Origin of the sequence: Gillisella vitis (assembly GCF_001541345.2) — a bacterium.
Taxonomy (GTDB): Bacteria; Pseudomonadota; Alphaproteobacteria; order Rhizobiales; family Rhizobiaceae; genus Allorhizobium; species Allorhizobium vitis.
This window is the reverse complement of sequence record NZ_LMVL02000004.1, coordinates 397,690-421,085: the sequence shown is the minus strand read 5'-3', so window position 1 is coordinate 421,085 and position 23,396 is coordinate 397,690. Positions and strand designations below refer to the sequence as shown.

The window sequence follows — 23,396 nt, the reverse complement described above, 5'->3', positions numbered from 1 at the left end:
GATAGGCGAACCAATGACCGAAGCAAACACCGAAACCGCCCTTTCCTCCGACGCCACCGAGGTGCGCCGCCAGAAACTGGCGCTGCTGCGCCAGCAGATCGGCGATGTCTATCCTGCTCACTTCCATCGCACCGCCACCACGGCTGAACTGGCCGAAAAATATGCGGATCTGGCGCCGGATACGGAATCGGGCGATACGGTTACGGTTGCCGGGCGCATTTATTCCTCGCGCAATTCCGGCATGTTCATGGACCTGCGCGATGCCTCCGGCAAGATCCAAATCTTCAGCCACAAGGATATGACACCGGAAGCGGCCCGCGCCATGCTGCCGATGATCGATCTGGGTGACATTGTTGGCGTGACCGGTCAGGTGCGCCGCACCAAGCGTGGTGAGCTGACCATCAACGCTGAAACCATCACTATGCTGACCAAGACTTTGCTGCCGATGCCGGAGAAATATCACGGCGTCACGGATATCGAAGTGCGCTATCGCAAGCGCCATCTCGACATTCTGACCAATGACGAATCCAAGCTGCGCTTCCAGCAGCGCTCCAAGATCGTTTCCGGCATTCGCCGTTTCATGGAAAACGATGGCTTCATGGAGGTGGAAACCCCCATGCTGCAATCCGTCTATGGCGGCGCGTCTGCCGATCCGTTCAAGACCCATCACAACACGCTGAAGCAGGATATGTATCTGCGCATTGCGCCGGAGCTGTTTCTGAAGCGCACGCTTGTCTCTGGCCTTGCCGACAAGATTTTCGAAATCAACCGCAACTTCCGCAATGAAGGCGTGTCCACCCGGCACAATCCAGAATTCACCATGATGGAATGCTACTGGGCCTATGCAGACTATGAAGACGTGATGGATCTGGTCGAGCGACTGTTTGCCGACCTTGCCATGCGCATTCATGGCTCGACCGAATTTGCCTTTGGTGACAAGGAAATCTCCTTCAAAGGCCCGTTCAAGCGCGTTCCCATGCCGGATGCCGTCAAGGACGTCACGGGCATCGATTTCCTGGCCATCAAGACCGATGAGGAAGCCCGCGCGGCGGCCAAGGCTGCCGGGTTTGCGGTCGAAAAGGATTGGACCTGGGGCGAATGTCTGTCCTTCATCTTTGAAGAAAAGGTTGAGGGCACGCTAATCCAGCCGAGCCATGTGACGCATTTCCCCAAGGACATCTCGCCCTTCGCCAAGGAAGTGCCGGGCGAGCCGCGTCTGGTCGAACGGTTTGAGACCTATTGCAATGCCTGGGAAATCGGCAATGCGTTTTCCGAGTTGAACGACCCGGAAGAACAGCGCAAGCGTATGGTTGAACAGCTCGAACAGGCCCATGCGCGTGGCGAAAAAGACAAGCAGCTCGACGACGAATTCCTCGACGCCATCGATCAGGGCATGCCACCGGCAGGCGGACTTGGCATCGGCGTCGATCGCCTGATCATGCTGCTGACCAATGCGCCGTCGATCCGTGACATCATTCTCTTCCCGGCGCGGCGCGCCAAAGTCGATTGATCGCAGGGGTCAAGCAGCGAGGCTGAAAAGCTCTATAGCATCGTGCCGATTGGGTTTTCTGCGCGATGCTATTTTGCGCAATTTTGGTGTCTCTATCGCAGTGAAATACCGCGTGGGAGAACCGAGGGCGTGGAGCTGGACTCGGTCACGAGCGGTTTTGAATCGCTCTGCGCTTCGGGTTTCGCGGCGGTTTCTGCTGGCGGCTTATCTGCGCCTGTGACCATGGCTTTGATCGAACTCAGCCAGCCCTTGCTCTCGGCCTTACTTTCCACGGCCTGTGGCGTCGGATCGGCTGCGGCCACTGGCGATGTCGCCGCCACAGCAGATGCAGCGGCAGGGGCCGCGGTGACCGGAACGGGTTCTCCTGCCTTTTCGCTACCTGCGTGTTCAACACTTTGCTGTTGAGTGGACGCTTTGTCGGCGTTGGCCTGAGGAGCGGCTGCACTGTCGGAGTGGCTGCCCTTCTCAGCTTGGGCAAGAGGGGGGGCATGGGCAAGAGAGGCTGCATCGGCAGCCGGGGTTGCATCATGTGCTGGTGTTGCCGGTTTTTCTTCAGCGCCGAAAATCATGCCTTTAAGCGAGGCAATCAAGCCGGGCTTTTCCTCAGCTGGCGCTTCGCTGCCATGACCCTCGGCTGGAGCCGCGTCACCATGTGACGTCTCGCCATGCGCTGCCTCGCCATGCGAGCTCTGCCCGTCCTTGGGTTTTTCCTTGGCGTGTCCATCTTCTTTCGCGTGGCCGCCTTCCTTCTTGCTTTCGCCTTCGGGCGTGGCAAGGGCCGGCTTTTCGCAAGGGGCGGTGTCCGTCAGCTTGGCCATCATGGTGCTTGCGTCAGCCAGCGGCAGTTCCACGCGCTCGCCGTAAAAATCGCCATTGCCATTGGCCGGTTTGTCGACATAGCGCGCCGTCAGGCTCTGCATCTGCGCGGTTTCGGCCAGTTGGGCTGGATTGGGAATATAAATGACATCTGCGCCAATGGCGCGGCCACGAATGTCGGACTGGTCCTTTGGCCCCTTTTGATCGAGCACGACGACCTGGACGAGATCTGGTTTTTCCGTCTCTGCAACGGATTTGGCGATGCGCAGCGCGGTCTTGATGCGGGTTACGCCATCGGTTGCGTCCGTGGTGACATATTTGCGCACCCACAGCCGGTCCTTGCGCTTGATGGTGGCCGATTGCAGTTCCATACAGGTCAGGCCGTTGACCTCGCTATAGGATGGCCCGAGCAGGGCATCACGGCCGATATAGACGGCAGCCGAACCCGTGGCGCCGCACAGGACCGCGACGCCGCCGACGATCAGCAGGAGCTTGCGTGACAAATGGATTTTGCCTGGCAATAGCTTCACGACACACGATATCCCATGGCCCACTCCACAACGCATAACACCCCTCTGTTTTAGGAGTTTCCTGTTGCCGAACGCTTAATTGGGTATATTCGTTTTTCTTTATCGTCGTATATTCTCAACCACGGTTAATAAGGGCGTAATCAGTTCCCGTATGAAGTTTAGTTAAGAAGCAGGTTCTGCAATAGATTGAACCTCAAGGGCTTTTCGCCGTGCTACCACCTGTTCGCGCCACACGGTAAACAGACCCGCTCCCACCACGATGATCGAGCCCAGCACCATATTGTGGGTCAGGCTTTCGCCAAACACGGTGACTGCGATAATCGAGCCCAAGACCAGCTGGTAATAGGCAATCGGTTGCAGCACCACGGCATTCAAGTGCTCATAGGCCTTGATCAGCGAAAAATGCCCGGCAATGCCGGTGCAGCACAGCGCCAGCATCCAGAACCAATCCTGTCTGGCAATGGGGGCTAAGAAAAATGGTGCCATGCAATTGGCCCCGACAAAGCCGACCATGCACATATAGAAAAAGCTGGTGACTGGCGGGTCGTCGCGGCTGACCAGCCGTGTCAGAATGCCGTAAAAAGCTCCTGATAGCGCGCAGAACAGCGGTAGTACGACCATAAGGCTGAAACTGCCTGAGCCCGGCGAAAGGATCAGTACCACGCCGAGCATGCCGACCAGGATCGCCGTCCAGCGTCGCCAGCCGACCTGTTCGCCCAACAGCGGCACCGACAGCATCGCCACGAAAATCGGCCCAGCGGCAAAGATCGCCTGCGACTGGGCAAGCCCGACATAGTGAAAGGCAGCAATCGACACCAGGATCTGCGCGCCCAGCAACAGTCCCCGCAGGATTTGCAGGATAGGTCGTTTGGTTTTGACGGCTGCGACCAGGCCATTGCGGCTGCGGGCGGCCAGAATGAGTGCGAAGATCGCAAACGCCCAATAGCGCACGGTGGCGACCACGACCGGCGAATAGCTATCGCCCAGATGCTTGGAAATGCCATCCTGCATGGAAAACACCGTATAGGCGGCAAAAGCAAAGACATAGCCAAGCGAAGTCGATTTCATCATGTCAACAAACGGAAAAAAGGGCCATCGAAGAGAGGCGAGGCCATGAAAGCAAGGGAGGAACGCGAATACCGCGAGGACTGTATCTTGTCATCTTCGGGAACCGAAAACAACGCCCGAAGCTTATTTATAGTCGAAATCGATCATAAACCTCGTGACGTCGTGGGGCGCTCCCTCCAAAACGGAGTGTCCACCTGAATTTAACGGATCGTCGGGTAAGACTGCGTGACCGTGAAAATGTGGCGCATCACCACCGAAAGGCCAGTAGGCCTTTCCAGCAACAGGGAGAATGTCATGCCTAAAGCAGCCAGTCTCAGCCGCAGGCCTTCTCGCACAATCGCGGGGCGCAGCGTGCTGGCGGTTTTCCTGGCGCTTGCCGCCATGCCAGCATTCAGCCAGACGGTGATCCCGGCGCCCTCTATCAATGGCGAGGGGAATGGCACAGCAGGTGGAATGGATTTCCCCGATCCCTATCTCTGGCACGTCACCGGCCTTAAGCCCGGCCAGCAATTGCCGGTTCTGTCGGGTGCAGGTCCGAATTTCCGCATCATTCATGCGCTGACCGAAGGCACGCCTGTTGATATGCAGAACTGCATGGAAAGCCGGGGCGGCTATTGGTGCCGGATCGCCACCGTGGACCGTCCGCGCATCAGCGGATGGGTCGATGGACGCTATGTTCTCAAGACCGGTGGCGATCCGCCGGGAATGATTGGCGGCGTGCCGGTCGATCCGGTGATTGAACTACCAATTGGCAAGGGCAATGGCGGCCAAGGCAACGGGGGGAAGGGCAGGGGCCAGGGCGGACAAGGTTCCGGCTGGCAGAACAATGGCGGCGGCTATGCTAACCCTTTCGGTAATAGCGGCGGGGCGGGCGGCAACAGCGGCGAGTAAGGTTTCGCGGTCACGAAAAAGGGCGCAGCCTTTGCCGCGCCCTTTTTTTAGAGACGATCGAAATCAGGCTTCGAGTTTCTTTGCAATCATGCCGCGCAGGGTGGCGAGATCCTTGGCGAAGGAACGGATGCCTTCCGACAGCTTTTCGGTGGCCATCGGGTCTTCATTCAAAGCCCAACGGAACGCCTTTTCATCCAGCGACACCAGCGGATCAGGCGTGGTCTTTTCAGGTGACAGCACCCGCGGCAGATCGCCGGTTGCGGCATCCAGCTCGTCCAGCAGCGCCGGGCTGATCGTCAACCGGTCGCAACCGGCAAGCGCTTCGATCTCGCCCGCATTGCGGAAAGACGCGCCCATGACGATGGTTTCGATGCCGTTGACCTTGTAGAAATTATAGATCTGGCGCACCGACACCACACCGGGATCAGTCTCAGAGGTGTAGTTTTCACCGGTCGTTTTTTTGTACCAATCCAGAATGCGGCCAACGAAGGGCGAGATCAGGAACACCTTGGCTTCGGCGCAGGCAATCGCCTGAGCCTTGGAAAACAGCAGGGTCAGGTTGCAATCAATGCCTTCCTTTTGCAGCACTTCGGCGGCGCGAATGCCTTCCCAGGTGGAGGCGAGCTTGATCAGGATGCGATCCTTCTCGATGCCGCGCTCCTTGTACTGGGCAATGATGGCCCGCGCCTTGTTGAGCGAGGCCTGCGTATCGAAGGACAGATCGGCATCCACTTCGGTCGAGACCCGGCCCGGAACGATCTTGGCAAGCGCTGCACCAACCGAAATCGCCAGCCGGTCGGCGATAGCCTCGGTCACGGCATCAGAGGCGCCGCCCTTGGCCTTGCCCCATTTGATCGCTTCTTCGAAGGCATCGGCAAACATGTCGGTGCCCAAGGCCTTCAGCACGATGGTCGGGTTGGTGGTGCAATCCACCGGCTTCAGGCGGGTTACGGCCTCAATGTCACCGGTATCGGCGACAACCGTGGTCATGGCGCGAAGCTGTTCGAGTTTCGAAGTCATCAGGCAATTCCTTCATGTCACATATCAAATGAACACTGGACGGGCATTTGCGTTCCAACACGTCTTTGCGACTTGGGGACCATATCCTCTGTCCTTTGATCTGAATATCGTTATGGAGGGGCATTAAGTCAAGACATTTGTCTGTTGGATTTGACAAATGTTGCATGGCTTGCGATAGTCAGGAGACTAAAAACAGGGGACAATTCGCATCGTGGTCAAGCTTCGCCGGGAGACCCAGAGCAGCTATTCGGAAGCGGCATCGCTGCGGCTTCGGGCTGCCTGGCTCTATTATAATCAGGGCCTGACCCAGAAGGATGTGGCCGAACGCCTCGGCATCAGCCGCTCGACGGTGATCCGGCTGCTGGATGAGGCTTTGAAGCGCTCCGAAGTACAGATCTGGATTGCTGAGGGCATAGACGATTGCGTCGAACTGGCCGTGAAGCTGGAAAAAACCTTCGGCCTGGATGAGGCTGTGGTCGTGCCGTCCTCTGCCGGGCAGGACGCCGAAGGCATCGCCCGCGCCGTCGGTCTGGCGCTTGGCCAGTTTCTGACCGAGGTGGTGACTGATAATGCCACCATCGGCGTCGGCTGGGGCCGCACCATGACGGCGTCGCTGGCCGGTTTTCGCCCGCCGCGCCGGGAAAACTGCAAGGTTGTCTCGCTGCTGGGCGGCATTGTCGCCGTTCACCAGACCAATCCTATCGACTATACATGGCGGCTCGCCAGCCAGCTCGGGGCGGAATGCTATATGTTTTTGGCCCCGCTGCTGGTCGATAGCGTCGCCACCAAACGGGCGCTGATTGAGGATTGCGGGTTGAAAACCCTCTATGACCTCGCCGAAAATCTCGACCTCGCCGTGGTCTCCTGCGGCGATATCCGCCCGCAATCCACCTCGCTGTCGGAAGGCTTCATCAGCCGCGCCACGCTGAACGAACTGATCGAGGCAGGCTGTGTCTGCGATACCATGTTCAACTTCCTCGATGCCGAGGGACGCTCGGTCTCCCACCCGATCAATGAGCGGGTGATGTCGGTTGATCTCGACACGCTGAAAAAAGCCAGGCACATCGTCATCGCCTCCGGCGGCGCCCACCGCGCCATCGCCATCCGCGCCACCATGCGCCGCATCGGGTGCAACACGCTGATTACGGACGAGGCGGCGGCGCGGGAGTTGTTGGGGTTGGTTGGGTGAGGAGAGGATGGCTGCTTTGCGCCATGAGCGGTCATCGACGACCAATCAACGCGTATGATCTTCCGGCTCCAGAACGTCGTTCCAACTCCGATGGATGGCAAACGTTCTACTCCGCTTCACATATATCCATGGACGTGAACCCTCAGCAGTGGACGACCCGTCGAACACTGACGATGAAGGCCAAAGCGGCTTACGGATCCTGGAGAGAAGATCGTCGCCGCATCCGCTGACACACATAAGGATGGAACAGAAGTTAGCGTCGTCGAGATCAGGATCAACGGTGTTACGCGAACGGCCTACAGCAAAGAGCGTGACGTGAACAAACTCAACAGAGCGCTGGCCGGTCTGGATGAGGCCCGTCGCCTCTACTTCTGATGTCCGCCGACGTCTCCTAGACCGCGAAAATGTCCGCATCGGCCTCACAGGACTGCCGCCCTGCTCATTAGCTCGGCGGCGGATTGTTTCGTGCGCCGCCCCCACCCTCGGCCTCAATTTCTTTCAGAAACGCTTCAAGCGAGAACAGGTCCTTTTTCATTGATATCTCCTTCCACGAGGAATGGCAGCCGAGGTTTTCCAAGTGGCTTCGGACGTGAGGAGATAAGCGTGGATCTTTCGAAATCTGCTGTCGAACCTCGTTAAAGTAGCGCGTTCGATCGCCATGCAGTTTGAAGTGCATATCCATGATCGTCGCGTTCAAGTCGGGATCCGGATGCGCCTTCGGCCACGATATCGGTGAGATTGTGATTGTCGCGCTCTGACCGCAGTCAGATTTAGAACGCGTGCTTTTCAAGAGCGCTTCGAATTCGGCATGATAATCTTCGAAATGCTTACGAAGATTTGGATTCGCAGATAGCTCGTCTTCAAGGGCTATCGCCTTCCTGGCATTTTCCAATCCGGAGTCGATCACCATCTTCTCGGTATCGAAGGTCTGTCTTGATGGTCCCAAGGCCTCCTGAATGGCTTTTTCCCTGGTGACGTGAGCATCGACATCGTCCATGAACTTCCCGAACGCGCTCATCGAGTTGGTGAAGGTCTTGGCGACCGATATCGGCGCTACCTTCGCGGCCACCTTCTGTGCTGGCCTGCCATTGGCGATGGCCGCCCTTACACTGCTCACGGCTTCGGTTGGTTTCTGAAAGACGACCTTGGCCGGAATGCGCAGGACGGCAAAGCCCTTGGCTCTGAAGAATTCGTCCCTGATTCCATCGCGCTCAACGGCCTCTGGAGAAGAATGCCACTCTGCGCCATCGACCTCGACGACAAGCCATTTGTTCACGAGGAAATCGAGCCGGTAAGGCTTGTATTCGGTCTGCATGTCTAGCTCGATCCCCGCGCCGACAAGAATGCCTTTGTCGGGTTTCAGATCGTAGCCCTTGATCATCGCTTCGAGGAAAGCAGTCTCTGCAGGCGACTCACAGGCCGCCAAGAAATATTCGCGCCATTCGGGATCATCGGCGGTCATTGTCGACTGCCGGGTTCGGTACATGCTTTCGGGCGTTCCCGGCTCGAGATCCGGGAAAGCCTGGAAAGTGGTGTAGGCGAAAAACGCGGCCGCGATCCAGAGTAGCGGAAATACAAATCCCGCGAAGACCAGCACGGCAGTAACCGCGCCCCGAATGATGATCGCTTGTTTATGCGCGTCGTCCATGTCGCTCCCCGGAATTCCTCAGAGAGTTCTACCGTTACTTGTAACGGATGGCGAGATCCGTTCGTGGTTCTTTCTGACGGTCACTATTCGTTACGACAGCACCTGCCTCGCCGAATTCGCAAGTTGATTGATGCTCTGAAGGACTATGCACCCGAGAAGCGATTGAGCTTAGGGGGAGCCCTCGCCAGCAGCGATTAGTGCAAGCGCTGATAAGCACCCTCCCGCCTGCCCAGCTTGTTTTCGCAAGCTTGTGATGGCAGCTTCGGGCCGAAAGGCGACTTCTGACGGATCGCGCCAGGAGCGGTCATTGCGATAGCGACCTCTGCCATATAACGTTCAGATCGCGAACAAGAATGCAGGCGAGCGAGGGCATAATGTCGTTTCCCGAAGAGAAACTCTGGGACCACATCAATGACGGCTGGAGCCAAATGTCCTTCAGGCAGCGCAAGCTTTGGGAGATGATCAAGCGACTGCCTGAAGAATGGGAGGTGCCTGGCTACGGTCTCTGCTGGGTGGTCGCCTTGATGGGCAACAAGGTTATCTTCTACGACCATTTCGAAGAGGGGTTCGCCCGATCATCATGGTCTCAGTATGGTGTTGTTGACCAGTACCAGTCCGGAGACGATTTAGGGTTTGCGGTCCAGACGCTGCTCAACAACATCGCTGATTGATGCGAGTGACAACTTTATCCGGGGCCAGCAACTGACTTTGAAATAGCGGTCAGCTACTGCCCGAGTCCGCTTTGGGCCGACTGCCGTCCTCCGCTCCGCGCCAATTGGAGACACAGGCCTGAGATCGATTATTGCTTCTCAGGTCGTCCCGGCAAGAAGGCTGTCGTTATCTTTTTGGCCCTGATGAAGCCGTCCAATCCATAGCAGGGAAGCAATTCAATCTCGATGTCACCCTCCTCCTCCGGCAAAGCGTAATAACCGGCACGGCCCCTATCTCTCGCTCGTTGAAGCACAAGACCCGCGATGACGTTTTGGCGGCTGAAACCATCCAATTGGAGGTCCATGATGTCGGTGAACGTGAAGGTCACAACCGCGTGCTTGTCCAGCACGATGTAGCCTCGCGGATCAACTTCATCAGTCATGATCCAGCCATGAACCTTTAGTTCACTGATCCCGCTTCGGTTGAGCGATAGGCTGACAATCTCGGCATCATGAAAGGTCGGGGTCTGCCCGAACCATGTCAAAAGTTCATCACCCCCAACCACACTTGAGTAATTCATGTTACCTCCACGAACGTCGCATGCTGTCATGCTATCAATCCAGAGAGGCTTTGCAATCTATGTCCAGATGTCGCCTGATGACCGCAATGGGCCAGAAGCGGCTAACTAGGTCAAGCCAACCTATTCGGTGTTGGAATTGACCCAGCAGAAGCGAGGTTCTTCTCTTGTAATCACGTCAACGCAGTCACCTCCCGTAACAAACAGGCAGTGGGTAGATTCCGGGAGAACTACTTCAAAGACTTCGCGTTGCGCTGCCCAGAAGGGACTTCCCTGGACTTTGTAAGCAAAGTGGTTGGAGAGATGCCCCACTATTTCCATCCCTTGCTCTTCCAGCGTCCGGTGCATCTCATCGATGACTCGGAAAATGTCTACGTGCGGAAAGAACACTCTCAGATGCTTGTCCTGCCCGCTCACAGAAAAATACGCGCTCAGTTCCTTCGCACCTGAGTCAGGGTGGTAAGTCATCTCAAGACGAGCAAGGTCCGCCGCTGTCGCTCCCGCCCCGAGATCGAATTCCATGGGTTCGTACCTAATCACTGATTCGCCGACCTTTCGAAAGCATCTTCGCGTATGGTTTTATGTCGTTAGCTTCTGTGCACTATGACTGCAACGGGCCTATGGTGTCCGTTGGGTCTGAGTTCAAATCTGATCTCTGTGATTTCAGCTGCTTGACGGAAGAAGATTATGTAGAGGGAACCGTGGCGTTAGTGGATTACCAAAGCTGCCACGCAAATTTAAGCACGAAGACGGCGGAAACTGCCGAATGCCCAGCTTATTTTCCGCTGTTGGAAACAAAACTATAGAGGAGAGGACTGCAATGGCCGAAGACTATCACGCTCGTTTGGAAGAAAATGCTTGGGTGTTGGCCGATATGAAAGCAAATGGGGTCGATCTCTCTAAAGAGAGGATCATAGACTTTGCACATGTCTTCAACAACAAAGCCGCCGCACAATCCTTTGTTGATGCCGTTGTGGCGCGAGGGCTGGTAGCCGAGTTTGATCTCAAAGACAGCGGCGAGTATGACGTGATTGTCAGTCTACGGTTAAAGCCCAATCTCAACGAGATCACCGTGCATGAAAGTGACTTAGGCAAGCTCGCACGAAGCTTTCATGGTCACGCTGATGGCTGGGGATTTATAAACGATGATAACGTCGGTAGCCACTGAACCCAACGGCTTCCGCTTGACATATCCCTTATGAGCCAATTCCAGTAATATTAATATTTACTAATTTAGAATAAATTTGAGCGCGGATCGGGATATGCTCATCACCTTAATTGTCATTGGCAAGCATGCAAATATCTCAGACTCGTTGCGAGAAGTCGTACCCAGCCAATTGCCACCAGTAACAAAGCGATGGTGCGTTAGAGCCGGCAGCGATCATTAGTGAGGAAGTTTTCGTGCAACCTCCCGGAATTTCTCTTCTGTAAGCCCTGTAAGGGTAGGCATCTCCCAGTCAAAAAAGGACTTACTTTCGAGTGCATGAAGAATTAATGCTCTGACGCCATAAAACTCTTCGGGCGTGAGACTGGGTTGGGGAATTACCGATTTCAATGAAATGGCAATTTTCACCGCAGCGTTTCTTTGCGTTGGTCCGAATAATATAATTTCGTCATTCCGTTCCATCTCTTTTAACGCGCTTAGAATGGCTTCCATTATTGCCAGATCATACTGTTCGCCCAACGTGGCTACCTTTGAATTATTGACGCTGGACAAGTTGTATATTGGACGGTGTATTGAAGCAACCACAGTTCGCGATAGGACAACCGCGAACATCAAGACTCCACCTGCCCAGCCTCCCACCCCAGCATCGCCCGTTTCCGCGTCAAGCCCCAGTGATACCCCGTCAACGCGCCGCTCTTCCCCAGCGCCCTATGACACGGCACCACGAAGGAAATCGGATTGCGGCCCACGGCGGCTCCCACGGCGCGGCTGGCGGTGGGTTGGCCGATGTTCTGGTCGAAGTCCGCCGATTACGCTTCGACCTTGATGAACACGGTCGTCAAAAAATTCCAATATACCCTTCAACCCGGCAGCAGGTTTGGACGGGCTTCCAGATTGTGATGGTAAACTTTCTCGACTTCATGCTCAAGGGAAAAGTCTGCTCTAGGGCAATAGCGTTCAAGTCTGAATGTGAACAACAGTTCCTGGCGTGCTTGATTGAATTCATTGGTTGGTTTTGCTATCAATTAGATGTGTATCGGTTGCAGAATGGTAATGCCACGCAGCAACGTGAGGGGGGAACCCTTGCGGGTTCGACTCCCGCCCGATGCGCACTTTCACGATCCTATGACCTCTGCTCTTTCGACAAAGGGATCACTGCAATCGTGGTCATGTCGATATTCGCGAGATCGCCTTGGTTAAAAAATGCTCTTTGTTGAAGAAGTGTTCGAGGACTCCCAAACATGTTGGGGCTGAAGCATAATGTAAACCTTCTCGTTGACTATGACCCTGCTTGGGAAGGCGAATTTGTTCGTGAGCAACGGCGGATCTCAAATGCATTGGGAGCAATTGCCCGCAGCATCGAGCATTATGGGTCTACTGCCATTAGGGGCATGAAAGCCAAACCGATCCTGGACATCCTTATCGGCGTCATGCCGCTTGCAGATTGGGAAAAATGCCGGGAGTCGCTCTTGCAGCTTGGATATGACTACGCTGCAAATGCAGGCGTACCGGGGCATCATATTTTTGGTAGGGGAAAGGATCAAACGGAACGCACCCATCTCGTACATGTCGTGGAATACATGGGGGAGTCGTGGTGCTCAAATCTTGCTTTCAGGGACGCGCTTCGGCGGGATCCATTGCTTCGGGATGCTTATGTCGCCGAGAAACAACAGGCAATTGCCCGCAGCCCCGCGAGCCGGACAGAATATAATACCCTTAAGCAAACATTCATCGATTCTGTTAAAGCGAGCCTGTAGGAGTTTTAGGCCGCAGCGACAGTTCGTGACCTTTCCTCGTCACCCCACCTGCCCAGCCTCCCACCCCAGCATCGCCCGTTTCCGCGTCAAGCCCCAATGATACCCCGTCAACGCTCCGCTTTTGCCCAGCGCCCTATGACACGGCACCACGAAGGAAATCGGGTTCCGTCCCACTGCTGCCCCCACGGCGCGGCTGGCGGTGGGTTGGCCGATTTTCTGGGCGATGTCGGAATAGGTGACGGCGCGGCCAAGCGGGATTTGCAGCAGGCTTTGCCAGACCCGGACCTGGAAATCCGAGCCGATCAGCACGACGCGCAAGGGCTGTTCCGCCTGCCAACAGGCGGGGTCGAAGATCCTGGCCACATAGGGTTCGATGGCCAGCGGATCTTCGACAAAATTGGCCATTGGCCAGCGCCCAGCCATGTCGGCGTAGCAGGCGGCTTCTTCGCCCGGATCGCAAAAGCCGAGGCCCGCCAAGCCGCGATCCGTCACCATCACCAGCGCCTGGCCGAAGGGGGATGAGTGGAAGCTGTGGCGGATGGTCAGGCCCGCACCTTTGGCTTTCCATTCGCCCGGCGACATCGCTTCATGGCTGACGAACAGGTCATGCAAGCGGCCCGGCCCGGACAGGCCAAGCTCCAGCGCGGTTTCCAGCAAAGGCAGGCCTTCATGGCCCAGCAGCCGCTTGGCATGATCCAGCGTCACCGCTTGCAAGAACGCCTTGGGCGACAGGCCAGCCCAGCGGGTAAAGGTTTTCTGCAATTGCGTGGGGGATTGGCCAAGCCGCTCGGCAATGGTTTCCAGCGCCGGTTGCTCCCGATAGTCAAGCGTCAGCATCTCGATCACCCGGCGCACGGTCTGGTAATCGCTCCCTTCGGGGGTGATGTCGCTGGCACCTGTTTCAAAACTGCGGGCAAATGTGGTCATGGCACTCTTCCTTTGGCTCAACAGGTTTGACCATGACAGGCCGTGCCGTGCCACCCGTTTCTTGCCATGGGGTGACGGAAATCAGATCCGCTGCGTTACCGTTGCCAAGGCACCGCGAAAGGCCTTGGCAAAGCTTTCGCGATCATCGGGATTGAGGAAGGAGCCGACATCGGTGGCCCGGCCTTGCCCCTGCACCGACATCGAGATGATCCCGAATTCGTCATGGCGGCGGACGAAAAACCGCGCCCAGAACGGGTTCCAGCGAAATTCGGTCATCCGTCCCGAGGGGGTGAATTTGCGGATAGAGATGGCGGTGCGCGATACCGTCACTTCCTCGCGGGCTTTGGCGGCGCGGTAATTCAGCCGGAAGGCACCGTAGAGCAGCAGGAAATCCAACCCGAAGAAAAACCCGATTGGCCAGGCGCCCGTCGTCAGGAAAAACCCGCCATAGCCGACACAGACCAGGCCGGACAGCATCAGCATGATGCGAAACCCCTTTCGGCCCAGCGACCGATAGGGTACCAGTTCGGCAGCGAAAATCGGTTGATCGGCAACCTCGCCCATGGACGCTATCCTTCTTTCCCAACCTACCAGACCATGACAGACCCATGAAATCCAGCACGCAAACTTTGAAAAAGTCAATTTCTTCCAGCGCGCAACCCAAGCCAGCGGGACGAAAAGTCGCGGTTCGTAGCGCCTATTCCAAGGCCGAGCTGGAGGAAATCTTCCGGCGGTTTTCCGTGCAGCGCCCGGAACCGAAGGGCGAACTGGAGCATGTCAACCCGTTTACGCTTGTCGTCGCCGTAGCCCTTTCGGCGCAGGCGACCGATGCGGGCGTCAACAAGGCGACCCGCGCCCTGTTTGCCGTGGCCGATACGCCGGAAAAAATGCTGGCGCTGGGCGAAGAGAAGGTGCGCGACTATATCAAGACCATCGGGCTTTTTCGCAACAAGGCGAAGAATGTCATCGCGCTTAGCCAAAAGCTGATCGATGATTTCGGCAGCGAGGTGCCGAAAACCCGCGAAGAACTGGTGACATTGCCCGGCGTTGGCCGCAAGACCGCCAATGTGGTGATGTCCATGGCCTTCGGCATTCCGACCATGGCTGTTGATACGCATATTTTACGGATCGGCAATCGCGTCCGGCTGGCGCCCGGCAAGACGCCTGACGAGATCGAGGAGATCCTGATGCGGATCATCCCCAAGCACTATCTCTTCCATGCCCATCACTGGCTGATCCTGCATGGGCGCTACTGTTGCAAGGCCCGCAAGCCGGAATGCGAGCGCTGTGTGATTGCCGATCTGTGTAAATCGCCGGAAAAGACCTGCGACGTTCCCGCACCACTGGTGGAGCTACCGCCGCAGATCCTTTGAAAACTGTGGGTCTTTGACCGACAGCATCTTGTGCAGATGAACCATCAGCCCCGCGGCAAACAGCGGCGTCAACAGGTTGAGGATCGGGATTGCCAGAAACGCGGCAATCACCAGTCCGGCCAGGAAAATCGTGCCGGAATGCTTGGCGCGAAATTGCCGTGCCTCGATGGTGGGGCGCAGCCGCATGGCGGCGAATTCGAAAAATTCCCGGCCCAGCAAATAGCCGTTGACCAGGAAAAACGCGATCAGGTTGATGCCCGGCACGAAGAGCAGCATGAAGGCAATGAGATTGCCGAGGATGACGATGCCGAAAAATTGCAGCGATTGGACGATGGCGTCGCCAAGCCGCATGGCCGTGCCGGGCGTATCGGTCGGATAATCCCGCTTTTCCACCACTTCGGCGACATCATCGAGAAACAGGCCAGCAATGATGGCGGTAACCGGCGCCAACAGCAGCGCCAGTACCAATGCCAGTCCAATACTGGCGACAATGCCGAGGATCAGCACCAGCCAGCCAGCCCAATCGGGTGTTGCGGGGAAAAAGCCTGCAAACCACGGCCAGAGATAGAAGATAAACAGTTCGCGCAGCGCCAGCCACAGCCCGGCCAGGGCGGCAAGCGTCAAGCCTAGCACTTTCCAGAACACCGATCGGGTTTCCGGCGCAAAAAGATTGCGCAGCGACAGCATGGCGGCATCAAGGATCACAGGCAGCTCCCAGGGCAGGACCAGAATGACAGATCAGAATGGTGAGGATGTGGGAGGCGGAATGCCGCCGTGCAAGGGTTTAGAGAGCAAGGGAAGCCCCTTGCTCTCTCGATCACTGTCAATGCAGCTTCTTGCGAGCAGCTTCCGTGTCTTTGGCTGTCTTCTTCTTGCGACGCGCCATCATATTGAGGCCTTCGACAAGTGCCGAGAAAGCCATGGCGGCGTAGAGATAGCCCTTCGGCACATGGAAGCCCATGCCATCGGCAATCAGCGTCATGCCGATCATCATCAGGAAGCCCAGCGCCAGCATGACCACGGTCGGGTTTTTCTCGATAAAACGGCCCAGCGGGTTGGCGGCCAGCAGCATGACGGTGACGGCGAAGACCACGGCAATCACCATGATAACCACATGTTCGGTCATGCCGACGGCGGTGATGATGCTATCGACGGAAAACACCAGGTCGAGCAGCAGGATCTGGCCGATGGCGGCGCCCATGGTCGTCGTGGCCGTGCCGATGAAATCGCCTTCCTTGTCGACCGGGTCGACGCTGTGATGGATTTCCTTGGTGGCTTTCCAGACCAGGAACAGGCCCCCGGCGATCAGGATCATGTCCTTCCAGGAGAAGCCGTGGCCGAACAGGGTGAAGACCGGCGTGGTCAGCTGAACGATCCAGGCGACGGTGCCGAGCAGGCCGAGGCGCATGACGAGCGCCAGACCGATACCGATCTTGCGGGCCTTGTCTCTTTGCCCCTCCGGCAGCTTGTTGGTGAGAATGGAAATGAAGACCAGATTGTCTATTCCCAACACCACTTCCATGACGATCAGCGTCACAAGAGCGATCCAGGCCGCCGGATCGCTGAGCAAATAGGTAAAGTCCTGCATAAAATCGATATCCCCCGTGCAAAAAGCGCATTGCGACACAAATAGGGAGCCGATGCCGCATCAACAAGGGCGGCAAGCAAGGTGAGATGACCATCAACGCCGTGATGGTGATTGGGCAACAGGATGAGGTGGATTTACTCAGGTCGCCGGTTGCGCCTCAGGGCCGCTTTCGGCCTTGCGATCATAGGCGAGCATGAAAATATGCAGGGCGTTATCGATGATATAGTCGATTTCCGCCTGCGGCGGCGGCACTTCGATTTCACCGAACAGCCGCTTCTTGAAGTAGGCCCCGGTTGCCAGTTCGATGAACTGGCGGGCCGCAAGCTCGGTATCGACTATCACGAGACGTCCGGTCTTGACCTGGACCTCCAGATAGTCCTCCAGAACCGTGCGGACGTTTTCCGGTCCCGATTGCATGAAGCTCTTACACAGGTGAGGCATGCGGTCTTGCACGGCCAGCAACATGCGCATGGCCGGGATCATCTCGCTGGTAAGGATATAATCGGTAAAAGCCCTGGCGTAGCGGCGCAGTGCAGCGTGCAGGTCGATCTCGTCCGCCAGAATATCGCGCAGAGCGGCGGCAAATTTCTGTTTCTGGTTGTTGATCAGCGCGGCAAACAGATCTTCCTTGCTCTGGAAATAGACATAGATCGTTCCCTTGGACACGCCGGCTTCCCGGGTGACATCGTTCATGCTGGCCGCATCGAAGCCATGCTTCATGAAGGCGCGTTTGGCGCCATCCAGGATCTGGTCGCGCTTTGCCGGATCTTCACCAGCGGCGAAGCGTCCTGAAGCGGCCTGGGCGGGTTTTTCATCGTCGACGACTGTCATGCTCGGATGTTTTCGCTCGTATGGGGCATTTGCAACATAAAAATTAACTTTAGATGGCGGGCACTCATTTGTTCTCTTGATATGCGGTATGAATTGGCCTATGTCAAATCGAACCGAACGGTTCCGTTCGATTGTTTCCGCCTTTGTTGTATGGTGACGTTATGTCTGTTTCTCCCAGAAAGGGCGCGATCCGCGCCGTCGATACACAGGATCAATCGGTCGATCAGGAGCGTTCCGCCTTGGATGAAGGCGTGACCGGTGAGGCCGGCTCTGATCCGGTGACAGGCGACGCCACGGCACGCGATGCCAAGGCGCGGGCTGAAACCGCATCGCCCGCCGCCACGGTGGCACCTGCCGCAGGCCAGGCCCCGCCGAAGAAGCGCCGCAGCCCCGTGCTGCCGATCATCGCGCTGGCAGTTCTGGCGGGTGCGGGCTATTACGGCTACAACTACTGGACCGAGGGCCGGTTCATGATCTCCACCGACGACGCCTATATTGGCGGCGATATTGCGGTGATCACCCCGAAGGTGACCGGCTATGTCAAATCGGTCTCGGTGACCGACAACGATCATGTCAAGAAGGGTGACGTGATCGCCATTCTCGATGACGGCGATTATCGCATTGCGCTCGATCAGGCCAAAAGCCAACTCGCCACGCAGAAGCTGACAGTAGAGCGCATCGAGGCGCAGGTGCAGGGCGGCGAAGCGGCTCTTCAGCAGTCCAAGGCGCAGCAGGCCTCTGTCGAGGCGACGTTGCGTACGGCGCAATTGTCCTTCAAGCGCGTCACGGATTTGCGGGCTCAGTCCGTGATGTCTCAGTCCGAGCTGGACACGGCAACCTCGACCCTTGCCGTCGCCCAGGCCAATGTGGATGCTGCGATTGCCGCCGTTGCCTCCTCCGTTTCAAGCATTGCCGTCCTCAAGGCCCAGAAGGCCGAGGCGCAGGCTGGTGTGCTGACGGAAGAAACGGTCGTTGCAAAGGCCCAACGTGATCTGGATTTCACCGTGCTGCGCGCGCCTTATGACGGTGTGATCGGCAATCTGGCCGTTCAGGTCGGCGATCTCGTGTCGAGCAGCAAGCGGCTTGCCTCGCTGGTCCCCATTGGCCGTCTCTATATCGACGCCAACTTCAAGGAAACGCAGCTGTCCGGTATCGTGCCGGGTTCCAAGGTGCGGGTGCATGTCGATGCTTATGACGAGCATGACGTTGAAGGGACAGTTGTATCGATTGCCGCAGGTTCCGGTTCGATTTTCTCCATGCTGCCGGCGGAAAACGCCACGGGCAATTTCACCAAGGTTATCCAGCGGGTTCCGGTCCGGATCTCCATTCCGCAGGACGTGCTTGACAAGGGTTATCTGCGGGCAGGCCTGAGTGTTGTGGTCGATGTCGACACCCGCACCGCGCCCAAGGCACCTGACGCGAAGTAACACGCCGCTAAGTAAAAAGCACGGCAAGGCACGGATTTCGAGGCAGGATCATGACGGACAATGCAAGCACGGTCGGACCGGGCGCGGTTCCGCAAACGCTGAGCAGGCGCGATATCATCGGCTTTCTGGCGATGGTGTTCGGCATGTTCATGGCTATCCTCGACATCCAGATCGTCTCGGCATCGCTTTCCGAAATCCAGGCCGGTCTTGGGGCCGGTTCTGAGGAAGTCTCCTGGGTACAGACATCCTACCTGATTGCGGAGGTGATCATGATCCCGCTGTCGGGCATGCTAGCACGGATCATGTCGACCCGGGTGCTGTTTTCCTGTGCGGCGGCTGGTTTCACCATTGCCAGCGCCATGGCGGCGACCGCCACCAATATCGAGCAGATGATCATCTACCGCGCCATCCAGGGTTTTATTGGCGGCGGCATGATTCCCTCGGTTTTCGCGGCGGCGTTTACGATTTTTCCGCCCTCCAAACGCAGCATCGTCTCGCCGATCATCGGCTTGGTCGCGACGCTTGCGCCAACCATCGGTCCGACGGTTGGCGGCTATATCAGCCATGCCATGTCCTGGCATTGGCTTTTCCTGATCAACGTGTTCCCCGGCATTATCGTCACCCTCGTGGTCTGGACATTCGTGGATTTCGACAAGGCCGACAGATCGCTTCTGGCGAAGTTCGACTGGTGGGGCCTGTTCTCCATGGCGCTGTTCCTGGGGGCGATGGAATATGTTCTGGAAGAGGGCAATAACAAGGACTGGTTTAACGACGAGCGCATTGTTTGGGGCGCTCTGCTGATGACTTTGGGTGGGGTGGTGTTCTTCTACCGGGCCTTCACGTTCGAGCAGCCAGTGGTCGATCTCAGGGCTTTTTCCAATCGAAATTTTGCCTTCGGATCGCTGTTTTCCTTCGTCATGGGTATGGGCCTCTATGGCTTGACCTATCTCTATCCGCTCTATCTGTCACGGGTACGCGGCTATGACAGTCTGATGATCGGCGAAACAATGTTTGTTTCCGGCCTTGCGATGTTCCTGACAGCGCCACTTGCTGGCATATTGTCCACGAAAATGGACCCGCGACTAATGATGGCCTGCGGCTTTACCAGTTTTGCGCTCGGCACCTATATGGTCACGGGTATGACCGCTGACTGGGACTTTTACGATTTGCTGGTGCCGCAAATCTTGCGTGGCTGCGCATTGATGACGTGCATGGTTCCGATCAACAATATTGCCCTTGGCACTCTTCCTCCGGAGCGGATCAAAAATGCGTCCGGCCTCTACAATCTGACACGAAATCTCGGTGGTGCCGTCGGGCTGGCGATCATCAACACACTGTTGACCCGGCGCACGGACGAGCATTATGCACGCATGGTCGAACATGTGACCTGGAGCAAGCCAGCGGCGATGAACTGGCTCGAAACGCTTTCGTCCAATTACGCCTTTCATGGTCTTGATGGTGATAGTGCAGCCTTGAAAAAGCTGTCCGGCATGGTCAACCAGCAGGCCTGGATCATGGCTTTTATGGATGTATTTTTAGGAATCACAATCTTGTTTATTGCGCTAACGGCACTTTCAACGATGATAAAAAAACCTGAAGGCGCCGTGCCCGCCGATGCGGCGCACTAATTGATTTGACTTTCCGCTAGAGAGAGCAAGTCAAGGCTTCGTCGGGTAAAAGACCCCCGTCATTCTGGCCCGGTAGAGGTTTCTAACGAGCCATTAATTCCCGCGATCCACCGCAGAAAATTTGGCCGCCACTCATCTGGCGGCCTTTTTTTGCTCAAACTTGATGTACGTACATCAAAAAATCATTTACGGATGCGGGGTCATGCGATAAAGGTCAACTCCTGACAGAGAGATGTGTGGATGAAGCCGACGGTTCATGACATTGCGGCTCGGGCGGGCGTCAGCTTGGCGACCGTGGACCGGGTTTTGAACAATCGCACCGGCGTCAGCGCTGCGACCCGCGCCCGCGTGGAAAGCGCCGTCAGTGTGCTTGGCTATGTTCGGGATCTGGCGGCGGCCAATCTGGCCAAAGGCCGGATTTATCCTTTCATCTTCATCCTGCCTGCCAATGACAATTCCTTTATGCACGGTCTGCGCCTGCAAGTGCTCGACGCTGCCAGCCGGGCTGGCATGGAGCGAACCCGCATCGATATCATCGATGTTGCGGCCTTCGATGCAGCATCTTTGGTCGCGGCCCTTGAAGATGCTGCGGCACGCCAGCCCGCTGGCGTGGCCGTGGTGGCGGTGGATGCGCCTGACGTGGCTGCGGCTGTCGCGCGGTTGCGTAGCGCGGGCGTGCCGGTGGTGACGCTGGTCTCCGATCTCAGCGGTGCCGAGCGCGACCATTTTGTAGGCATAGACAACCGTGCCGCCGGGCGCACGGCAGCCAGCCTGCTTGGCCGGTTTACCGGCGGACGGCACGGGACCATTGCAATCGTCGCCGGATCGATGCTGGTGCGCGACCACCGCGACCGCTTCGAGGGATTTCGCGCTGTCATGGCTGCTGAATTTCCGCAATTGACCTTGCTGCCGGTGCTGGAAGGCCGTGACGATCCGTATCATGTCGAAACCCTGCTGCAGGATCTGTTTTCGCAATCGCCGGATATAACAGGCCTCTACAGTTTGGGTGCAGGCAATCGCGGTCTCATTGCCGCGCTGGAGCGGCTGGATGCCGACCGTCGCCCCCTGGTGGTCGCCCATGAATTGACGCCGGTGACGAGAGCGGCACTGGTATCCGGGCTGATCGATGCTGTGCTGAACCAGGACGCCGGCCATGAAGTGCGCAGCGTCATCCGAGTGCTGAAGGCCAAGGCCGATGGCGCGGCTGTGTTGGCTGCGCAGGAGCGTATTCGTCTCGACATATTTCTCAAAGACAATCTGCCAGAGCAAGAACAGCGATAACAGGCAGAATAGGGAGGCTTCTCATGTATCTCGGATTGGATCTCGGCACGTCGGGCGTCAAGGCGATGTTGATCGACGCGGACCAGACGGTGATTGGCTCAGCCAATGGCGCACTGACTGTCTCTCGCCCGCATTCCGGCTGGTCGGAACAGGCGCCGGCGGATTGGATCAGGGCAACCCAGGAGGCGATTGCCGGGCTGAAAGCGCAGTTTTCCCGCGAGCTTGCGGCCGTCAAAGGCATCGGTCTTTCCGGCCATATGCATGGGGCAACGCTGATCGATGCGCAAGGCGACGTCTTGCGGCCCTGCATTCTGTGGAACGATACCCGTTCCTATAAACAGGCGGCGGCGCTGGATGCCGATCCGCGTTTTCGCGCCCTGACCGGCAATATTGTCTTTCCCGGCTTTACGGCGCCGAAACTGGCCTGGGTGAAGGAGAATGAACCGGAGATTTTTAGCCGGGTGGCGAAGGTGCTATTGCCCAAGGACTATCTGCGGCTCTGGCTGACGGGTGAATATCTATCCGAGATGTCGGATTCGGCTGGCACCTCCTGGCTCGATACCGGCAAGCGCGCCTGGTCGAGCGAGCTGCTCGCCACCACCGATCTCGGCGAGCAGCACATGCCCGGCCTGGTCGAAGGCACGGCTGAGGCGGGCCGGTTGCGAGCCGAGCTGGCGGCGGATTGGGGCATGGCTGCCGGTGTCATCGTTGCCGGCGGGGCAGGCGACAATGCGGCCTCTGCCTGCGGCATGGGGACGGTGGCGGAAGGCCACGCCTTCGTGTCGCTTGGCACATCCGGGGTGTTGTTTGCTGCCAATGCTTCCTATCTGCCAAAGCCCGAAAGCGCCGTGCATGCCTTTTGCCACGCGCTTCCCAATACCTGGCACCAGATGGGCGTGATCCTGTCGGCGACCGACGCATTGAACTGGTATTCCGGTATCAGCGGCAAGCCTGCCGGAGACCTGACCAATGAGCTTGGCGAAGACCTCAAAGCCCCGACCGGCGTGACCTTCCTGCCTTATCTCTCGGGTGAGCGCACGCCCCATAACGATGCCGAAATTCGGGGTGCGTTCATTGGTCTCGGTCATGAATCCAGCCGCGCTGTTCTGACCCAATCCGTGCTGGAAGGGGTATCCTTTGCCATCCGTGACAGTCTTGAAGCGCTGAAATCGGCGGGAACGTCACTGTCACGGGTCACCGCGATTGGTGGCGGTTCGCGTTCGCGCTACTGGCTGGCGTCTATTGCCACCACGCTTGGCATCCCCGTCGATATTCCAGCCGATGGCGATTTTGGAGCTGCCTTTGGTGCGGCCCGTCTGGGGTTGATTGCTGCAACCGGTGCCGATCCGCTCGCCGTTTGCTCAGCTCCGCCGACGGAAGCAACCATTGAGCCGGTGATGGTTCTGCGCGACGGCTACGAGGACGCTTATCAGCGCTACCGCGCTCTATACCCGGCCATCAAGCAATTGGGTCCCACCAAGCTGGCCCAGTGAGAACAATAGCCAACACGAACACTTTT

General features: G+C 57.3%; 23 protein-coding genes, 1 tRNA gene and 1 pseudogene. 12 read left to right on the top strand and 13 right to left on the bottom strand.

Annotated elements, in window-relative coordinates; translation table 11 throughout:
* The first annotated feature begins 13 nt into the window (after nucleotides 1-13).
* Nucleotides 14-1,510: a lysine--tRNA ligase gene (gene lysS, locus ASB66_RS16715; protein WP_060718348.1), complete on the top strand. Its 1,497-nt coding sequence runs from the start codon at nucleotides 14-16 to the stop codon at nucleotides 1,508-1,510.
* Between the two features lie 92 nt (nucleotides 1,511-1,602).
* Here the strand turns inward: lysS and ASB66_RS16710 are convergent, their stop codons facing one another.
* Nucleotides 1,603-2,829, bottom strand: a complete 1,227-nt coding sequence (locus ASB66_RS16710; RefSeq protein ID WP_060718347.1) for a hypothetical protein — start codon at nucleotides 2,827-2,829, stop codon at nucleotides 1,603-1,605.
* Between the two features lie 189 nt (nucleotides 2,830-3,018).
* Nucleotides 3,019-3,924, bottom strand: coding sequence for a DMT family transporter (locus ASB66_RS16705; protein ID WP_060718501.1), 906 nt, complete (start codon nucleotides 3,922-3,924; stop codon nucleotides 3,019-3,021).
* A gap of 294 nt (nucleotides 3,925-4,218) precedes the next feature.
* Between ASB66_RS16705 and ASB66_RS26750 the strand changes: the two genes are divergently transcribed.
* Complete coding sequence (locus tag ASB66_RS26750; RefSeq protein ID WP_234612999.1) at nucleotides 4,219-4,815, top strand: SH3 domain-containing protein; 597 nt, start codon at nucleotides 4,219-4,221, stop codon at nucleotides 4,813-4,815.
* Nucleotides 4,816-4,878: 63 nt separating this feature from the next.
* Here the strand turns inward: ASB66_RS26750 and tal are convergent, their stop codons facing one another.
* Entirely contained in the window at nucleotides 4,879-5,835 is a 957-nt protein-coding gene (gene tal, locus ASB66_RS16695; RefSeq protein WP_060718345.1) for a transaldolase, read from the bottom strand.
* 211 nt (nucleotides 5,836-6,046) lie between these two features.
* Between tal and ASB66_RS16690 the strand changes: the two genes are divergently transcribed.
* Nucleotides 6,047-7,024: a sugar-binding transcriptional regulator gene (locus ASB66_RS16690; RefSeq protein ID WP_060718344.1), complete on the top strand. Its 978-nt coding sequence runs from the start codon at nucleotides 6,047-6,049 to the stop codon at nucleotides 7,022-7,024.
* Nucleotides 7,025-7,466: 442 nt separating this feature from the next.
* Here the strand turns inward: ASB66_RS16690 and ASB66_RS16685 are convergent, their stop codons facing one another.
* Nucleotides 7,467-8,672: an endonuclease domain-containing protein gene (locus ASB66_RS16685; protein ID WP_060718343.1), complete on the bottom strand. Its 1,206-nt coding sequence runs from the start codon at nucleotides 8,670-8,672 to the stop codon at nucleotides 7,467-7,469.
* Between the two features lie 374 nt (nucleotides 8,673-9,046).
* Here ASB66_RS16685 and ASB66_RS16680 point away from each other — a divergent pair, with 374 nt between their 5' ends.
* Nucleotides 9,047-9,343: a hypothetical protein gene (locus ASB66_RS16680; protein WP_147274051.1), complete on the top strand. Its 297-nt coding sequence runs from the start codon at nucleotides 9,047-9,049 to the stop codon at nucleotides 9,341-9,343.
* A 128-nt stretch (nucleotides 9,344-9,471) separates the two neighbouring features.
* Here the strand turns inward: ASB66_RS16680 and ASB66_RS16675 are convergent, their stop codons facing one another.
* The gene (locus tag ASB66_RS16675; protein WP_060718341.1) at nucleotides 9,472-9,903 is read right to left on the bottom strand and encodes an Imm50 family immunity protein; all 432 of its coding nucleotides are present in this window, start codon (nucleotides 9,901-9,903) and stop codon (nucleotides 9,472-9,474) included.
* A 120-nt stretch (nucleotides 9,904-10,023) separates the two neighbouring features.
* Nucleotides 10,024-10,422 carry a hypothetical protein gene (locus ASB66_RS16670; RefSeq protein WP_060718340.1) on the bottom strand — a complete coding sequence of 133 codons (399 nt, stop codon included), beginning with the start codon at nucleotides 10,420-10,422 and terminating at the stop codon, nucleotides 10,024-10,026.
* A gap of 298 nt (nucleotides 10,423-10,720) precedes the next feature.
* On the opposite strand from ASB66_RS16670, the gene ASB66_RS16665 reads away from it, so the two are divergent.
* On the top strand, nucleotides 10,721-11,068 hold the full coding sequence (locus ASB66_RS16665) for a ribonuclease E inhibitor RraB (RefSeq protein ID WP_158544223.1): 348 nt from the start codon (nucleotides 10,721-10,723) through the stop codon (nucleotides 11,066-11,068).
* 216 nt (nucleotides 11,069-11,284) lie between these two features.
* Here the strand turns inward: ASB66_RS16665 and ASB66_RS16660 are convergent, their stop codons facing one another.
* Both ASB66_RS16660 and ASB66_RS16655 read right to left on the bottom strand, forming a co-directional pair.
* Complete coding sequence (locus tag ASB66_RS16660; RefSeq protein WP_060718338.1) at nucleotides 11,285-11,677, bottom strand: hypothetical protein; 393 nt, start codon at nucleotides 11,675-11,677, stop codon at nucleotides 11,285-11,287.
* Nucleotides 11,677-11,859, bottom strand: a pseudogene (locus tag ASB66_RS16655) (methylated-DNA--[protein]-cysteine S-methyltransferase); the annotation flags it as partial. The gene ASB66_RS16660 and the pseudogene ASB66_RS16655, both read right to left, overlap by 1 nt.
* A 239-nt stretch (nucleotides 11,860-12,098) precedes the next feature.
* Between ASB66_RS16655 and ASB66_RS26265 the strand changes: the two are divergent.
* A tRNA-OTHER gene (locus ASB66_RS26265) sits at nucleotides 12,099-12,175 on the top strand.
* A gap of 131 nt (nucleotides 12,176-12,306) precedes the next feature.
* Nucleotides 12,307-12,822: a GrpB family protein gene (locus tag ASB66_RS16650; protein WP_060718336.1), complete on the top strand. Its 516-nt coding sequence runs from the start codon at nucleotides 12,307-12,309 to the stop codon at nucleotides 12,820-12,822.
* 39 nt (nucleotides 12,823-12,861) lie between these two features.
* Here the strand turns inward: ASB66_RS16650 and ASB66_RS16645 are convergent, their stop codons facing one another.
* Together ASB66_RS16645 and ASB66_RS16640 are read right to left on the bottom strand one after the other, a co-directional pair.
* Nucleotides 12,862-13,749 carry a methylated-DNA--[protein]-cysteine S-methyltransferase gene (locus ASB66_RS16645; protein WP_114386737.1) on the bottom strand — a complete coding sequence of 296 codons (888 nt, stop codon included), beginning with the start codon at nucleotides 13,747-13,749 and terminating at the stop codon, nucleotides 12,862-12,864.
* Nucleotides 13,750-13,830: 81 nt separating this feature from the next.
* Nucleotides 13,831-14,313, bottom strand: a complete 483-nt coding sequence (locus ASB66_RS16640) for a DUF2244 domain-containing protein (protein WP_060718335.1) — start codon at nucleotides 14,311-14,313, stop codon at nucleotides 13,831-13,833.
* Nucleotides 14,314-14,357: 44 nt separating this feature from the next.
* On the opposite strand from ASB66_RS16640, the gene nth reads away from it, so the two are divergent.
* Nucleotides 14,358-15,122 (top strand): endonuclease III, encoded by a 765-nt coding sequence (gene nth, locus ASB66_RS16635; protein ID WP_060718334.1) that lies wholly within the window; start codon nucleotides 14,358-14,360, stop codon nucleotides 15,120-15,122.
* Here the strand turns inward: nth and ASB66_RS16630 are convergent.
* From ASB66_RS16630 to ASB66_RS16620, 3 genes are all read right to left on the bottom strand, one after another.
* Nucleotides 15,102-15,827, bottom strand: a complete 726-nt coding sequence (locus ASB66_RS16630) for a sulfate transporter family protein (protein ID WP_060718333.1) — start codon at nucleotides 15,825-15,827, stop codon at nucleotides 15,102-15,104. The two genes, nth and ASB66_RS16630, sit on opposite strands and share 21 nt — an antisense overlap.
* A gap of 118 nt (nucleotides 15,828-15,945) precedes the next feature.
* On the bottom strand, nucleotides 15,946-16,710 hold the full coding sequence (locus ASB66_RS16625; protein ID WP_060718332.1) for a TerC family protein: 765 nt from the start codon (nucleotides 16,708-16,710) through the stop codon (nucleotides 15,946-15,948).
* Between the two features lie 138 nt (nucleotides 16,711-16,848).
* Nucleotides 16,849-17,541: a TetR/AcrR family transcriptional regulator gene (locus ASB66_RS16620; RefSeq protein ID WP_060718331.1), complete on the bottom strand. Its 693-nt coding sequence runs from the start codon at nucleotides 17,539-17,541 to the stop codon at nucleotides 16,849-16,851.
* 161 nt (nucleotides 17,542-17,702) lie between these two features.
* Here ASB66_RS16620 and ASB66_RS16615 point away from each other — a divergent pair, with 161 nt between their 5' ends.
* The 4 genes from ASB66_RS16615 (at nucleotide 17,703) to xylB (ending at nucleotide 23,370) form a co-directional block, all read left to right on the top strand.
* Nucleotides 17,703-18,968: an HlyD family secretion protein gene (locus ASB66_RS16615; RefSeq protein ID WP_234890660.1), complete on the top strand. Its 1,266-nt coding sequence runs from the start codon at nucleotides 17,703-17,705 to the stop codon at nucleotides 18,966-18,968.
* Between the two features lie 50 nt (nucleotides 18,969-19,018).
* Complete coding sequence (locus tag ASB66_RS16610) at nucleotides 19,019-20,596, top strand: DHA2 family efflux MFS transporter permease subunit (protein ID WP_060718330.1); 1,578 nt, start codon at nucleotides 19,019-19,021, stop codon at nucleotides 20,594-20,596.
* A 240-nt stretch (nucleotides 20,597-20,836) separates the two neighbouring features.
* Entirely contained in the window at nucleotides 20,837-21,877 is a 1,041-nt protein-coding gene (locus ASB66_RS16605) for a LacI family DNA-binding transcriptional regulator (protein WP_060718329.1), read from the top strand.
* 23 nt (nucleotides 21,878-21,900) lie between these two features.
* Nucleotides 21,901-23,370, top strand: coding sequence for a xylulokinase (xylB, locus tag ASB66_RS16600; RefSeq protein WP_060718328.1), 1,470 nt, complete (start codon nucleotides 21,901-21,903; stop codon nucleotides 23,368-23,370).
* Nucleotides 23,371-23,396 lie beyond the last annotated feature (26 nt).

Coding starts and splice junctions, on each gene's coding strand:
- ASB66_RS16670 (WP_060718340.1), bottom strand. CDS start 10,422: ATGGAATTCGATCTCGGGGCGGGAGCGACAGCGGCGGACCTTGCTCGT.
- ASB66_RS16660 (WP_060718338.1), bottom strand. CDS start 11,677: ATGTTCGCGGTTGTCCTATCGCGAACTGTGGTTGCTTCAATACACCGT.
- ASB66_RS16685 (WP_060718343.1), bottom strand. CDS start 8,672: ATGGACGACGCGCATAAACAAGCGATCATCATTCGGGGCGCGGTTACT.
- ASB66_RS16650 (WP_060718336.1), top strand. CDS start 12,307: ATGTTGGGGCTGAAGCATAATGTAAACCTTCTCGTTGACTATGACCCT.
- ASB66_RS16640 (WP_060718335.1), bottom strand. CDS start 14,313: ATGGGCGAGGTTGCCGATCAACCGATTTTCGCTGCCGAACTGGTACCC.
- ASB66_RS16610 (WP_060718330.1), top strand. CDS start 19,019: ATGACGGACAATGCAAGCACGGTCGGACCGGGCGCGGTTCCGCAAACG.
- lysS (WP_060718348.1), top strand. CDS start 14: ATGACCGAAGCAAACACCGAAACCGCCCTTTCCTCCGACGCCACCGAG.
- ASB66_RS16620 (WP_060718331.1), bottom strand. CDS start 17,541: ATGACAGTCGTCGACGATGAAAAACCCGCCCAGGCCGCTTCAGGACGC.
- nth (WP_060718334.1), top strand. CDS start 14,358: ATGAAATCCAGCACGCAAACTTTGAAAAAGTCAATTTCTTCCAGCGCG.
- ASB66_RS16605 (WP_060718329.1), top strand. CDS start 20,837: ATGAAGCCGACGGTTCATGACATTGCGGCTCGGGCGGGCGTCAGCTTG.
- ASB66_RS16680 (WP_147274051.1), top strand. CDS start 9,047: ATGTCGTTTCCCGAAGAGAAACTCTGGGACCACATCAATGACGGCTGG.
- tal (WP_060718345.1), bottom strand. CDS start 5,835: ATGACTTCGAAACTCGAACAGCTTCGCGCCATGACCACGGTTGTCGCC.
- ASB66_RS16675 (WP_060718341.1), bottom strand. CDS start 9,903: ATGAATTACTCAAGTGTGGTTGGGGGTGATGAACTTTTGACATGGTTC.
- ASB66_RS16625 (WP_060718332.1), bottom strand. CDS start 16,710: ATGCAGGACTTTACCTATTTGCTCAGCGATCCGGCGGCCTGGATCGCT.
- ASB66_RS16615 (WP_234890660.1), top strand. CDS start 17,703: ATGTCTGTTTCTCCCAGAAAGGGCGCGATCCGCGCCGTCGATACACAG.
- ASB66_RS16665 (WP_158544223.1), top strand. CDS start 10,721: ATGGCCGAAGACTATCACGCTCGTTTGGAAGAAAATGCTTGGGTGTTG.
- xylB (WP_060718328.1), top strand. CDS start 21,901: ATGTATCTCGGATTGGATCTCGGCACGTCGGGCGTCAAGGCGATGTTG.
- ASB66_RS26750 (WP_234612999.1), top strand. CDS start 4,219: ATGCCTAAAGCAGCCAGTCTCAGCCGCAGGCCTTCTCGCACAATCGCG.
- ASB66_RS16705 (WP_060718501.1), bottom strand. CDS start 3,924: ATGAAATCGACTTCGCTTGGCTATGTCTTTGCTTTTGCCGCCTATACG.
- ASB66_RS16645 (WP_114386737.1), bottom strand. CDS start 13,749: ATGACCACATTTGCCCGCAGTTTTGAAACAGGTGCCAGCGACATCACC.